Below are 13,142 nucleotides of genomic sequence, written 5' to 3' on the forward strand. Positions count from 1 at the left end.
CGTGCGCGTGGCCCCAGATGCCTTGGAGCAGGCGGTCTAAGTACTCTTTTTCTTTGATTCCTTTCTGATTTCGGCCATGCGTGCACGCCACTCCTGCAATTCCTCGTCTTCGATTTCGAGCTGAATGGCCACGGCCTCCTGCACGCTCATTTTTCTGTTTTCCAGCCTGCGCGTGAGCTTGGATCGCATTCTTGCCAACAAGCGTTCGGTTTCTTCTTCGCTTAATTGACCCGCCTTTTCGAGGTACTCATCCTCTGGTTTTCTCATCGCAACGCATCCTTAGATTTTCTGGAAATATAGTCTAAGTTACACCCATATCCTGTTGTTTCGCTACCTTGGCCGGTGACGCGAAAGTCTTAATGCTACCGACGGCTGGCGCATCCTGCGCCTGCGTACATAAAAACTTATTGCCCTTGTCGCAGAGGGTTCATTTTGAGGAGGCAAAATCTTGATCCCGAATGGAACGATGGAGTCATTCATGGCGACAGCAAGCATTCTGCCGGTGAAAAGCCCACAAACGAATACGCCGCGCCCTTCCGATATTCCCGAAGCCCGGCTGAACGATCTCTGCACATTCACCCTGGATGACACGGGTACGATTCGCGATTGCAGCAGGGCATGTGAGCAGATATTCGACTATATGCAAGAGGAGCTGGTTGGCCGTCATATTTCCCTGCTCCTTCCACAGCTGACGAACGTCGACCTGGTACAGGAAGGGGGTATCAATTCACGGCTGGCTTTTCTCTGCCACTGCGCAGTGGTCTTCCAGGCGCGGTGCCGCGATGGCCAGTCCTTTATCAGCGAATTGTTCATCAATCGTCTCGATACCCACAACGTGCTGGTGCTGGTGCGTAATCTCGACATTTCAGGGTCGAGTGGGGGCATTCATTCCGTCAAGCCGATCTGATAGGACGTATTCATTGCAGTACGGATTCCCGGCCGGACCTGGCGGGCCTCCCATAGCCGGACTGATGGCGCGCTATAAGAGTTTGTTTGGTGAAGCTGTTCAGGCTTTTAATGGCGACACCATGATGTGGATGATTAAGTCAGCCGGAACGGAGCTTAACTAATCCGGATTCTTCCCGCCTGTTCTACCCCATCACCTGCCCATGTTCCCGCGTGTCGTGGAACGCGACCTTGGGCCAGCGCTCCTGCGCCAGCGTGAGATTCACCCGCGTGTCGGCCAGATAGACCAGATTCCCATCGACGTCCTTCGCCAGCTTGAGCGAATTGGCCTTGGTGAACTCGGCGAGGTGCTGCGCATCCGGGCAGGTGACCCAGCGCGCGGTGTGGATGCCGGCGTTCTCGAAACTGGCGTCGACGCCATATTCGGTCTTCAGGCGATGGGCGACGACCTCGAACTGCAGCTGGCCGACTGCGCCGATCAGCAGGGTGTTGTCCGCGAACGGCTCGAACACCTGCACCGCGCCTTCTTCGCCCAGCTCCAGCAGGCCCTTGTTCAGCTGTTTGGCGCGCAGCGGATCGCGCAGGCGCGGGCGGCTGAACAATTCGGGCGCGAAGTAGGGGATGCCCTTGTATTGCAGCGCCTCGCCCTCGGTGAGGGTGTCGCCGATATGCAGCTGGCCGTGGTTGTGGATGCCGATGATGTCGCCCGCCACGGCGTCTTCCATGCGGGTGCGCTCGTTGGCCATGAACACCACCGCGTTGGCGATCTTCATGTCCTTGCCGGTGCGGCGGTGGCGCACTTTCATGTTGGGGCTGTAGCGCCCGGAGCAGACGCGGAAGAACGCGATGCGGTCGCGGTGCTGCGGGTCCATGTTGGCCTGGATCTTGAACACGAAGCCGGTGAATTTCGGTTCGGTGGGGTCGACCGTGCGTTCGACCGCTTCGCGCGGTTGCGGTGACGGCGCCCAGTCGGCCAGCGCGCGCAGCACTTCGCGCACGCCGAAATTGTTGACCCCGGAACCAAAAAACACCGGTGTCTGCCTGCCTGCCAGGAACGCATCGAGGTCGAAGCTGGCGCCGGCGCCGCGCACCAGGTCGATTTCCGCCAGCAGGGCGTCGGCTTCGAGGGGAAAGCGCGCCTTCAGCGCGGCATCGCCCAGACCCTGCAGCGATTCGAACGGCTGGTCGGCGTTTTCCTCGCCGGCCCTGAAGCGCAGGATCTCGTCATTGATCAGGTGATACACGCCGTGAAAGCGCTTGCCCATGCCGATCGGCCAGGTCACCGGCGCGCAGTGGATTTTCAGGATCGACTCGATCTCGTCCAGCAATTCCAGCGGCTCGCGCACCTCGCGGTCCATCTTGTTGATGAAGGTGATGATGGGCGTGTCGCGCAGACGGCACACTTCCAGCAGCTTGATCGTCTGTTCTTCCACGCCCTTGGCGGCGTCGACCACCATGATGGCGGCATCGACCGCGGTCAGCACGCGGTAGGTGTCTTCCGAGAAGTCCTTGTGGCCGGGGGTATCGAGCAGGTTGAAGACGCAGTTGCCGTGGGAGAACTGCATCACTGAACTCGCCACCGAAATGCCGCGTTCGCGCTCGACTTCCATCCAGTCGGAAGTGGCATAGCGGCCGCTCTTGCGCGCCTTGACCGTGCCCGCCATCTGGATCGCGCCACCGAACAGCAGCAGCTTTTCGGTCAGCGTGGTTTTACCCGCGTCGGGGTGGGCAATGATGGCGAAGGTGCGACGCTTCTTGACATCGCGCGCAAGGGGCGATGCGGACGTGGTTTCCATGAGGGGGTGCAGGCAGGAAAACCCGGCATTTTACCGGAGCCACCGCACTTGGCGAACCGGTATCGATGCCGATATCGAACCCGAGCGGGCTGGCTCATGCCGCCCCGGCTGGTTTTCCATAATGAATGCGCATTGGATTTTCCCTGGAGGGTGGCAAGCGCCACCATCAAAAAAGCATTGCCGTCGTTCATAATCAACGTTATCTTTTACGTTAATTGTGAACGAAGGTGCGTGACATGATGACGATTCCCATGCTCAATCTGTTTCTCGATAGCCTGGAAGAGGGGGTGCTGTTTCTGGACAAGAACCGGAAAGTGCTGGCGGCCAACCGGGCGGCCACGCAGATGGTCGGGCGTGAAGGCGAGAATCTGGTCAATCTGCTCTGCCCCAGCATTTTCAAGGGGACGGGATGCGCCCAGGCATGCGAAAACCGGGGGAGATGTGCGCTGACCCAGGACTGGAAGGCCGGCGACGTCATTCAGGATATCGTGCTGCAGCGCCCGGACAACACTTCCGTATTCCTGCGGATGTGGGCCCGGTTGCTGCCGCCGTCGGAAAACCTGCCGCTGTCCTGCGCGATCATTTTGCGGGACCGCTCGCACGAAGCGGAGCTGGAACAGAAAGTCACGGAACGTCTGCAACTGGGCAGCATGGTCGGCCATGGTCCCGCGATGCAGAAGCTTTATTCGCAGATTCTGCGGGCGGCGCCGAGCAATGCCAGCGTGCTGCTGACGGGCGAGAGCGGAAGCGGCAAGGAACTGGTCGCCAAGGCGCTGCACGACAATTCCGACCGCAGCAAGGGGCCTTACATCCCGGTGCACTGCGCGTCGCTTCCCGAAAATCTTCTCGAATCGGAATTGTTCGGTTACGCCAAGGGCGCTTTCACCGGCGCGACCGGGGCAAAAATCGGCCGCTTCGAGGCTGCCGAGGGGGGGACGCTGCTGCTGGATGAGATCGGAGAAATTCCGCTCGGCACGCAGGTCAAGCTGCTGCGCGTGTTGCAGGAAAAAGAAGTGGTGCGATTGGGCGAGAACCACGCCCGCCCGGTGAATGTCCGCGTCATTGCGGCGACGCACCGGAATCTGGCGGCAATGGTCGAGCGCGGGGGGTTCAGGGAAGACCTCTACTACCGGTTGCGCGTGCTTCCCCTCCACGTTCCGCCGCTGCGCGATCGCAAGGAAGACATTTCCATGCTCGCCAACAAATTGCTTGGCGATCTGGGGAAGCGCTACAAGCGGGACAATATGCGGCTCAGCCACGAAGCACTGTTTGCCCTCGAAGCGTACGACTGGCCAGGAAACATCAGGCAGCTGTTCAATGCGCTCGAATATGCGCTGGTGCACGCGGATGGTTCGACCATCCAGCCGCAGCACTTCCCGCCCGAGATCGAGTATGTTGCGCCGCCCGCCCCTGGCGTGACGGCGTCGGAGCCGCCGCCGCTGGTTCGCCCCTATTACCGCCCGCAGCAGCAGCTTGCAAACGAAGCCGAAATCATTTCCCGGGTGCTCGCCGAAAGCGGCGGGAACAAGGCCGAGGCGGCACGCCGGCTGGGAATGTCGCGTACCACCTTATGGAAGCGGCTCAAGCAGGTCTCCGCCTAAACCGGCCGGCGCCGGAGCCACAACCAGTACAGGGCGGGGATGACGAAGAGCGACAACAGTGGCGCGGTCAGCATGCCGCCCACCAGCGGCGCCGCAATGCGCTTCATGACATCGGAGCCGGCGCCGTCGCTGAACATGACGGGCAGCAGGCCGGCCACGATCACCGCCACCGTCATCATCTTGGGCCGCACGCGCAGCAACGCGCCCTGAACGATCGCCTGCCGCAGCGCGGCGTGGTCGGTCAGGCGCCCGGCCTGGCGCGCTTCCTTGATGGCGTTGTCGAGATACAGCAGCATGACCACGCCGAATTCCGCCGCCACCCCGGCCAGCGCGATGAACCCGACCCCCACTGCGACGGACAGGTTGTAGCCCAGCCAGTAGGTGAGCCAGAAACCGCCCACCAGCGAGAAGGGCAGGCAGATGGCCACCAGCAGCACCTTGCCGGGGTGGCGGAAATGCAGGTAAAGCAGCAGCAAAACGAGCAGCAGGGTGAACGGGATGACCCATTGCAGCCGCTCCCTGGCGTGCTGCATGTTCACGTACTGCCCCGACCAGGTGATGGCGTAGCCTGGCTGCAGCTTGGCCTGCGTTTCGATGGCCCGCTTCGCGGCATCGACATAGCCTCCCAGATCGCGCGTCTCCAGGTCGACGTAGACATAGCCGGTAAGCCGGCCATTCTCGCTCTTGATCTCGGCCGGCCCGTCGCTGATGCTCAGTTTCGCCAGGGTTCCGAGCGGTACCTGGATGCCGGCCGGAGTCGTGATCCGGCTGGCGGCCATGGCGTCCATGGAGTCGCGCAGGGCACGCGGATAGCGCAGGTTGACGGAAAAGCGCTCGCGCCCGTCCACCACCGTGCTGATGTTTTCCCCGCCGATGGCGCTCTGCACCAGGCGCTGGATGTCGGCCACCGTGACGCCGTAGCGCGCGGCCTGGACGCGGTCGATATCGATGTCCAGATAGCGCCCGCCGGTCACGCGCTCGCCGAATACCGTGCGCGTTCCGGGAACCCGCTGCAATACCCGCTCGAGCGTTTCCGCCAGCGCGGCAATGCCATTCAGGTCGGGGCCGGTGATTTTGATGCCGACCGCGGTGCGGATGCCGGTGGATAGCATGTCGATGCGGGTACGGATCGGATAGCCCCAGGAATTGGTCAGCCCCGGCAATCGCACCGTCTGGTCGAGCTTCCGGATCAGTTGTTCCACGGTTTGGCCGGCCGGCCATTCGCTTCTGGGCTTGAGCAGGATCGTGGTTTCCAGCATGGACAGCGGCGCCGGGTCGGTGGCGCTGTCGGCACGCCCGGCCTTGCCGAATACGCGCTCCACTTCGGGCATCTGGCTGATCAGGCGGTCGGTGATCTGCAGGATATGCGCCGCCTCGTCGACCGACACGCCGGGCAGCGTGGTGGGCATGTACAGCAGGTCGCCCTCGTACAGCGGCGGCATGAACTCGCTGCCCAGACGGGAAACCGGCCAGGCCACGCTGGCGAGCAGCAGCACGGCCAGCAGCAGCACGCTCCCGGGCCGCTTGAGGGAAGCCAGCAGAGCCGGCCGGTAAAGCGCCTGCAGGATGCGGTTGAGCGGGTTGCGGTGTTCCGCCGTGATGCGGCCGCGGATGAAATACCCCATCAATACCGGGGTCAGCGTCACTGCCAGGGCGGCGCTGGCCGCCATGGCATAGGTCTTGGTATAGGCGAGCGGCACGAACAGCTTGCCTTCCTGGCCGACGAGCATGAGCACCGGCAGAAAGGAAACCGTGATGACCAGCAGGGAAAAGAACAGTGCAGGGCCGACTTCCACCGCGCTTGCCCGCGCCACTTCCCAATGGTCGCAGCCGGGGCCGGCGCGCTCGAGATGCTTGTGCATGTTCTCGATCATCACGATGGCGGCGTCCACCATGGCGCCGATGGCAATCGCGATGCCGCCCAGCGACATGATGTCGGCGGTGACGCCCTGTTGTTTCATGAGGATGAATGCGGTCAGGATGCCGACCGGCAGGGTGAGCACCGCCACCAGGGAGGAGCGCAGGTGGAACAGGAACAGCAGGCAGACCAGGGCCACCACCAGCGATTCTTCCACCAGCTTGCTGCGCAGATTGTCGATGGCACGCTTGATCAGACCGGAACGGTCGTACGTGACCACCAGCTCGACGCCGGGTGGCAGGCCCGACTGGAGCTCCTTGAGGCGGGCCTTGACGCGCTCCACGGTTTCCAGCGCATTGTGGCCGTAGCGCATGACCACGATGCCGCCGGTGACCTCGCCCTCGCCGTCGAGGTCGGCCACACCCCGCCGCAGTTCCGGTCCGGTCTGGATATGCGCCACGTCCTGCAGCCGGATCGGGATTCCCTCGGTGTCCGTTCCCAGCGGAATCTGCCGGAAATCGTCCAGCGTCTTGAGGTAGCCGCGGCTTCTGATCATGTATTCGGCATGCCCCATCTCCACGATCGAACCGCCGCCGGACTGGTTGCTGTCGCGCACGGCCTGGCCAACCTTGTCCAGCGAGAGGTTGTAGGCCGCCAGCCGGTTCGGATTCACCTCGATCTGGAATTGGCGCGCCATGCCGCCCACGCTGGCCACTTCGGCCACGCCGGGCAGGCTTTGCAACTCGTATTTCAGGAAGAAGTCCTGGGTGGCGCGCAGCTGGTCGGCGTCGTAGCGGTGGTGCCGGTCGACCAGTGCGTATTCGAATATCCAGCCGACGCCGGAAGCGTCCGGCCCGAGCGTGGGGGTAACGCCCGGGGGCAGCCGCGACGCCACCTGGCTTAGGTATTCCAGCACTCGCGAACGCGCCCAGTAAGGGTCGGTGCCTTCCTTGAAAATGATGTAGATGTAGGACTCGCCGAACATGGAAAAGCCACGCACCGCGGTGGAGCCGGGCACCGACAGCAGCGCCGAGGCAAGCGGGAAGGTCACCTGATCCTCCACCGCTTGCGGCGATTGGCCGGCGTAGCCGGTCTTGACGATGACCTGCGTGTCGGACAGGTCGGGGATGGCGTCGAGCGCCATGTGCTGCGCGGAATAAACCCCCCATCCTGCCAGCAGCAGGGTGCCCAGCAGCACCAGCAAGCGGTTGCGCAGCGACCATTCGATCAGGCGCTGTACCATGCCTAATGGTCGCCCTGCATGCGCTGCGTCGCATCGCTCAGGGACGCGGCGGCATCCAGCAGGAACTGGCCGTTCACGGCAACCTGCGCGCCTTCCTGCAGCCCCTCCGTGATTTCGATCAGATCGCTGCTTTCAATGCCGGTCTCGACGGGAAACGGGATGAAGTGCCCGCTGCCGCGGGCGAGCATGACCATGTTGCCCTTGCCGGTTCGCATCACCGCGGATCGCGGCAACGCCAGCGCCTCGTGCGGGCGGGCGGCGACGACGACATCGACGAATGAGCCGGGCCGCAGCCGTTGCTGCGCGTTGTTCACGGCAAGCCGCGCCCGCACGGTGCGGCTTGCATTGTCCAGCGTCGGGCTGGCGAATTTCAGGCGACCCTTGGCCAGCAGCGCATCCGAGTGCGGCAGCTTGACCGTCACTTCGTCGCCTTCCCTGACCCAGGCCAGCTGATCGGGATACAGCACGATGTCGATCCAGACCGTGGCGGTATCCGCGAGCGAAAGCAGATTGGTCGCCGGACCGACATAGCTGCCCTCGCGTGCGCCAATTTGCGTGACGAAACCGGAGGCGGGCGCGCGCACGGCCACTACATCCACGGTGCGGTGGGTTTTTTCGATCTTGTCGAGGATGTCTGCGCCGACGTCGGCGTAGCCGAACCTTTCGCGACTGCGAATCCGCTCCCGTGCCAGGCTCGCCGCCACCTGGGCGTTCTGCCCGGACAGCTCGGTCATGCGCTGCAACAGTTGATCGCGCCGCTGCAGCAATTCGATGTATTCACGCTGGCGCTGCACTAGCTCCGGCGAATAGATCTCGTACAGGATTTGCCCGGCGCGGACCGGTTGTCCCACCGCGGTGACATGCAGCTTGCGGATCCAGCCTTCGATCTTCGGGCTGACGTTATGGATCGATGCTTCGTCGATCGCTACGTTGCCGTAGGTTTGCAGCTCCCGGCCGAGGCTCTGGCGCTCCACACTCGCCAGCCTGACGCCCATCCGCTGCAAGGAGGCCGTATCGACGTGGACGCCTCCGCTGTCATGCGCTTGCGTGCCGCCGGATTCGACCAGATCCATGCCGCAAATGGGGCAGGAGCCCGCATGGTCCTGGAGTATGTGCGAGTGCATCGGGCATACCCAAAGCGTCTTCGCCGACGCTGCCTCATCCAGGCGGTCGATGCCGCTCTCTGCATGGACGGACGGTATCGTGCGGCTGGCGTCCTGGTGCGGCTGGCGTCCGGCGTAATAGCCGATGGCGGCCGCGCCGGCAGCGATGATCAGCAGCAAACCCAAAAAGCGCAGCATGGCGAACCGGTTCGTCATGTGTTGCGCCCTGCGAATTGCGGCGATAGCCGGATGGCACGCATGCACCGGTGGCCGGCCGGCACCCGGACGGCCCCAGTCGGGCTGGATTTGTTCATCCGGCCTAACCGTTCCGGTTTTTCGCTTTCACCAGATCCATTTTGCATATCGGACATTTGCCTGGCCCATGCTTGTGCACCTCGGCGTGCATCGGGCAGGTCCAGCCTTTCCCGGAATTTTTTGCGGACAAGGAGTCGAGCTGGCCATTGGCGGCAACGCGGGCACTGCTGCTGGTGATGGCGCTGTCAGCCGCATGCGGGACAGCGGGTTGCGCAGCGGATGAAAGGCCGATGCCTCCGGCTGCGCCATGCAATAAGAGGAACGTCAAAATGCCCGTAAACATTTTGAATGTGCGTTTGCAATTCATTTCTTGATCCCTGTCAGGCTGGCCGTGCGACTGCACGGACCCGCCAACGTTGAGGAGGCCGCATGGCCTGAAGACCGCGGGGCAGGAGGAAAAGGCTTCCTTCCTCCTGGCAGCCCCGGCTTATCGTACGAGAATCTGCTCGCCGCGGCCCATCTTCGGATCGGCGTCGTTGCTGTACATCAGTACTGCGATGGCGCCGGTCAGCGCGCCTTTCAGCGAATGCGTGACGATCGCGTTGGCGCCTTCGACCGGTGAAACCAGATCGAAGGTGGCGGCATCGCCCGGGCCGACGGTGAAGCTTTGCAGGCCATGCTGGACGTTCTTGGGATTGCCGCTCGCATAGACCTTGTCCCAGATGCCGGCGATGGGGTGGAAGGAAGAGAACTCGTTGGGGCCGGCGTTCACGAAGTAGATGCGCACGCGCTCGCCGGGCTTGGCCTGCAGCCAGCGGGTCGCGGCCGGGTCATGCACCGGGTCGTATTTGAAGATGCCGCCGTTGAACATGACGTTGCTCCACTTGTTCTGCATCATCTCTTCCTTGGCATCCGGGTTCGGGTAGAGCTCGGATTGAATCAGCACGTACTCGCGGTCCGCCTTCGGCATGGCACTGGCGTCTTTCGGGTCGACGATGATGGTGCCGAACATGCCGCGTGCAATGTGCTGAATCATCGGATCGGAACCGCAGTGGTAGAAAAACACACCCGGATAATTCGCGGTGAAGGTGAACTTCTTGTCCTCGCCCGGCTTGATGGAACCGAAATCCGTGACTACGTCCAGGCTGGCCGCATGGAAATCCATGGAATGCGAATTCTTGTTGGCCTTGTCGTTGATCAGCGTGAACTCCACGGTATCGCCCTCGGTGACGCGCACCAATGGGCCGGGCACCTTACCGTCAAACGTCCAGCTGCGATACATCGTCCCTTTGTTGTCGATCGGCAAATCCACTTCCTGTGCATGCAGCGTGATTTTTACCGTTTTCGCTTCGGCCTGGAACGACAGCATCGACATTGCCATCAAGCCAGCCAGAGCGATCCCCAGCATCCTGTTTTGTTTCATTTTTAAAGCTCCTTGTTATTTACTTGAACCGCAGTTGCACACATGGCGCAGATACGCCGCCAATTCCCTGATTTCCTCGTCGCTCATGACGTTGCCCCAGGCTGGCATGAGCACCGATTTGTTCACGGACAGCCCGCCTTCCTTGATGACTTGAAAAATTTCCTCGTCGGGAATGCTGCCCATCCCCTTTGCGTCGCTATGATCCCTGGGCTGTACCGACATGTCGCGGCTGTTGATACCCCTGCCGTTGCGGTTGATGCCGTGGCACTGCACGCAATAGGTGTCGTAGTTGCGAGCAGCCTTGGCGTATTGCTCGTCCGCGGCGGCGGCATTGGCCGACGGCAACATGAGACAGGAAGCCAGGGCGAGTCCTGCCACGGAAAACAGGGAAGCGGGTTGCCTGTTATTCATCATCATTTGGCCTCCGTTGCGCTGAGTTGAAGGATGTAGCCCGTCAGCCGCTGCAGATCGGGTTCGGCAAGATTGAGCGTGGGCATCCAGATGCGCGGATCGAACCGCTGCGGGTTCTTGATATAGCTGTAGATGTAATCCCCCTGCAGGCGCTCGCCGGCTGTGTAGAGCTCGGCGCCGGACGAGCCGCCAAAGCCGGGTTTGGCCATGTGGCACGCGCCGCAGCCGCGCAGCTTGCCGAAGAACATGCCGCCCATCGCCATGCTGACTTTTTCACCCTTGAATGCCCCCTTGCTCACCAGATCGGCCGGGCCGACAAGCGCCATGAGCGCTGCGGCAGCCGCTTCGGCATCCGCCTGGGACAGCTTGGGATGCGGTGTCAAGCTCGACTCGTCCACCACGTCTTCCTTGTCGCCGGCTTTCAGATGCCGGGTGTAAAACTCGCCGGCCGGACGGATACGTACCGGGTTCTGCAGCCATTTTTCCAGCCAGGGCTTGTTGAACTTGCTGCCCGCGTAATAAAGGTCCGGCCCCTTCCGCTCCCACAGGCGGTCGAGGCTGGTGCTTTCCGGTTTTGTAATGGCATGGCAGCTGATGCATTGCGACTGCAGGAGGCCGGCGCCGTTGCCGTCAGCGGCAAGGGCCGGGCCGGCGGCAAATCCCAACCCCAATGCAGCCAGAAGGTATCGGTTCATCATTGATCCTTTCACTTATTGAATGGCCTGTCCCTTGAATACGGGGGCGTCGTGCATGCCGTAGGGTTTTTTCAGGGATTCTTCGTAATAGAAATCGGGCTCGAACGCCTTGTCTTTCCAGGCGTAGAACGGATCGTCGCGGCTGATTTCGTTGTATTCGATGACCGTCATCAAGCCGCCCATCGGCTTGTCTCCGTTCATCGTGTGGGAGTCGACGTGGTCGTGCACCATCCAGCGCCCCGGGTTGTCGGCGGTCAGGATCAGGTCGTAGCGTTCGCCAGGCCCCACCATGATGGTGTCGGCATCGTAGGGAGCGGGTAGCGCGTGGCCATCCTTGAACGCCACTTTGAAGACATGGCCGTGAATATGAATGGAATGGGTCAGATCGCCCGCGCCGATCAGGCGGATCCGGACCACGTCACCCTTGTTCACGCGCAGCGGCTGCGAATCGGGGAAGGCCTTGCCGTTGAGGGTGAAGTAATCCCATACGTCACCAGGCACGCCGCCGTATCCGGGCTTGAAGGCCCATTTTGAAGCCCAGTCGGACAACATCATGATGTAATCCTTGGTGACTGTCTTCTCGATCGGTTTGGGGGTTTTCGGGTCGATGATGAACGGACCCCACATGCCGCGCATCGCCGCATGCTCGTTGACGTTGACATGGCAGTGGTACCACATGGTGCCGGAAGGCTCGGCCACGAACTTGTAGGTGAAGCTGTCGCCGGGCTTGATCGCCGCCTGCGTCGTATCCGGCACGCCATCCATCCGCCAGGTGCCTTTTTGCAGCAATCCATGCCAGTGGATCGTGTGCGGCAGGGTGGTGAGGTTGTTGACGTTGACCGTGACCTCGTCGCCTTCCTTGACGTGAATCAGCGGCCCCGGAACCTGGCCATTGAATGCAAACGTATGAAATGCCTGCTTGTCCACCAGAGTGATCTTGGTGTCCTCGATCGTCATTTCGAACGTCCGCTTTTCCGCCCAGCTGGCAGTAGACACTGCCAGCAGGACAAGGACGAAAGCCATGTTTTTCAGATGGGACGCAGCAGTGAATGCAATGTTTTTTTGGGGCATATGCGCTACCTTCTCAAGCGGTCGAATATTTTTCATGGGATTGAATCGATCAGTTCACTCGAACATATTTAAGCCATATTCGTGCCAGATTTATAGCCCATTGATTATTAGTAAAAATAGGTTTTTCGTTCGGCGGATCAGGGGTGTTTTGTTAACAGTGAACTGCATTGTGAACGTTCACTAATAACGCATTTATCGTTAACAATAAACGTTTCTGTCGTTGTGTTTTCGGGAAGCAAAGCTCGATGAGCGCCTCACGGAGCAAGAGAGCGGTCCACGCAATCCGGAGCGAAGCGGATTACTGGTCGATACCGGGCCGCGCACAGCGCGTCGGCCCGTACGTGACGCAAGCTTTGTTGCGCGCAGCTCAACGAAGGTTGTGGGCAGCATGCAAATGAAAAGGCCCGCATCGCGGTGGGCTTTTTTGAATGGACTGTCCGAAGAGATGAATCAGGGCACCAGGAATCCGGTTCGCGTCTCCGAGCCAGGATTCATCCCCACGGCTGGAATGCAAAAAGGCCGGCTCCTTGATGGAACCGGCCTTTCTGGTATTGGTGCGCCCGAAGAGATTCGAACTCCTGACCCCTTGGTTCGTAGCCAAGTACTCTATCCAGCTGAGCTACGGGCGCTTTGAAGGTTGCGCATTATACGCATTTTTTGCGTCGATGTCAGAGGCAAAGACGCATAATTATTTGGCGGAGACGGAGTCTGCCGAACAGCCAGTGTTGATGCGGGTTTCCGAGCAGTTTTGGAATCCTGCCCATCTATTCACCCATCAAT

The 13,142-nt window shown here is 61.2% G+C and carries 11 protein-coding genes and 1 tRNA gene; 2 read left to right on the forward strand and 10 right to left on the reverse strand.

Annotation, left to right across the window (positions count from 1 at the left end):
• Positions 1-36: 36 nt before the first annotated feature.
• On the reverse strand, positions 37-267 hold the full coding sequence (locus B059_RS0102075) for a hypothetical protein (protein WP_018076581.1): 231 nt from the start codon (positions 265-267) through the stop codon (positions 37-39).
• A gap of 211 nt (positions 268-478) precedes the next feature.
• Here B059_RS0102075 and B059_RS19845 point away from each other — a divergent pair, with 211 nt between their 5' ends.
• Entirely contained in the window at positions 479-907 is a 429-nt protein-coding gene (locus B059_RS19845; protein ID WP_018076582.1) for a PAS domain S-box protein, read from the forward strand.
• Between the two features lie 184 nt (positions 908-1,091).
• Here the strand turns inward: B059_RS19845 and B059_RS0102085 are convergent, their stop codons facing one another.
• Positions 1,092-2,702, reverse strand: a complete 1,611-nt coding sequence (locus B059_RS0102085; RefSeq protein WP_018076583.1) for a peptide chain release factor 3 — start codon at positions 2,700-2,702, stop codon at positions 1,092-1,094.
• A gap of 236 nt (positions 2,703-2,938) precedes the next feature.
• Here B059_RS0102085 and B059_RS0102090 point away from each other — a divergent pair, with 236 nt between their 5' ends.
• Positions 2,939-4,303, forward strand: coding sequence for a sigma-54 interaction domain-containing protein (locus B059_RS0102090; protein WP_018076584.1), 1,365 nt, complete (start codon positions 2,939-2,941; stop codon positions 4,301-4,303).
• On the opposite strand, the gene B059_RS0102095 is transcribed toward B059_RS0102090, so the two are convergent.
• The 8 genes from B059_RS0102095 to B059_RS0102130 form a co-directional block, all read right to left on the reverse strand.
• Positions 4,300-7,404, reverse strand: coding sequence for an efflux RND transporter permease subunit (locus B059_RS0102095; protein ID WP_018076585.1), 3,105 nt, complete (start codon positions 7,402-7,404; stop codon positions 4,300-4,302). The genes B059_RS0102090 and B059_RS0102095 overlap by 4 nt on opposite strands.
• A 2-nt stretch (positions 7,405-7,406) precedes the next feature.
• Positions 7,407-8,723, reverse strand: coding sequence for an efflux RND transporter periplasmic adaptor subunit (locus B059_RS0102100; RefSeq protein WP_018076586.1), 1,317 nt, complete (start codon positions 8,721-8,723; stop codon positions 7,407-7,409).
• Positions 8,724-8,826: 103 nt separating this feature from the next.
• Positions 8,827-9,129, reverse strand: coding sequence for a heavy metal-binding domain-containing protein (locus B059_RS0102105; RefSeq protein ID WP_018076587.1), 303 nt, complete (start codon positions 9,127-9,129; stop codon positions 8,827-8,829).
• Positions 9,130-9,249: 120 nt separating this feature from the next.
• Positions 9,250-10,185, reverse strand: a complete 936-nt coding sequence (locus B059_RS0102110) for a multicopper oxidase domain-containing protein (RefSeq protein WP_018076588.1) — start codon at positions 10,183-10,185, stop codon at positions 9,250-9,252.
• A 15-nt stretch (positions 10,186-10,200) separates the two neighbouring features.
• On the reverse strand, positions 10,201-10,602 hold the full coding sequence (locus B059_RS0102115; protein ID WP_018076589.1) for a c-type cytochrome: 402 nt from the start codon (positions 10,600-10,602) through the stop codon (positions 10,201-10,203).
• Entirely contained in the window at positions 10,599-11,291 is a 693-nt protein-coding gene (locus tag B059_RS0102120) for a hypothetical protein (RefSeq protein WP_018076590.1), read from the reverse strand. The genes B059_RS0102115 and B059_RS0102120 overlap by 4 nt, the downstream gene beginning before the upstream one ends.
• A gap of 15 nt (positions 11,292-11,306) precedes the next feature.
• Entirely contained in the window at positions 11,307-12,362 is a 1,056-nt protein-coding gene (locus B059_RS0102125; protein ID WP_018076591.1) for a multicopper oxidase domain-containing protein, read from the reverse strand.
• 552 nt (positions 12,363-12,914) lie between these two features.
• Positions 12,915-12,991, reverse strand: a tRNA-Arg gene (locus B059_RS0102130).
• Positions 12,992-13,142: the final 151 nt, after the last annotated feature.

Source organism: Thiobacillus denitrificans DSM 12475 (genome assembly GCF_000376425.1).
Lineage (GTDB): Bacteria > Pseudomonadota > Gammaproteobacteria > Burkholderiales > Thiobacillaceae > Thiobacillus > Thiobacillus denitrificans.

Excerpts from the sequence above, each read along its gene's own strand:
- B059_RS0102105 (WP_018076587.1), bottom strand. The coding sequence starts at position 9,129 with ATGAATTGCAAACGCACATTCAAAATGTTTACGGGCATTTTGACGTTC.
- B059_RS0102110 (WP_018076588.1), bottom strand. The coding sequence starts at position 10,185 with ATGAAACAAAACAGGATGCTGGGGATCGCTCTGGCTGGCTTGATGGCA.
- B059_RS0102085 (WP_018076583.1), bottom strand. The coding sequence starts at position 2,702 with ATGGAAACCACGTCCGCATCGCCCCTTGCGCGCGATGTCAAGAAGCGT.
- B059_RS19845 (WP_018076582.1), top strand. The coding sequence starts at position 479 with ATGGCGACAGCAAGCATTCTGCCGGTGAAAAGCCCACAAACGAATACG.
- B059_RS0102125 (WP_018076591.1), bottom strand. The coding sequence starts at position 12,362 with ATGCCCCAAAAAAACATTGCATTCACTGCTGCGTCCCATCTGAAAAAC.
- B059_RS0102100 (WP_018076586.1), bottom strand. The coding sequence starts at position 8,723 with ATGACGAACCGGTTCGCCATGCTGCGCTTTTTGGGTTTGCTGCTGATC.
- B059_RS0102075 (WP_018076581.1), bottom strand. The coding sequence starts at position 267 with ATGAGAAAACCAGAGGATGAGTACCTCGAAAAGGCGGGTCAATTAAGC.
- B059_RS0102115 (WP_018076589.1), bottom strand. The coding sequence starts at position 10,602 with ATGATGATGAATAACAGGCAACCCGCTTCCCTGTTTTCCGTGGCAGGA.
- B059_RS0102095 (WP_018076585.1), bottom strand. The coding sequence starts at position 7,404 with ATGGTACAGCGCCTGATCGAATGGTCGCTGCGCAACCGCTTGCTGGTG.
- B059_RS0102090 (WP_018076584.1), top strand. The coding sequence starts at position 2,939 with ATGATGACGATTCCCATGCTCAATCTGTTTCTCGATAGCCTGGAAGAG.
- B059_RS0102120 (WP_018076590.1), bottom strand. The coding sequence starts at position 11,291 with ATGAACCGATACCTTCTGGCTGCATTGGGGTTGGGATTTGCCGCCGGC.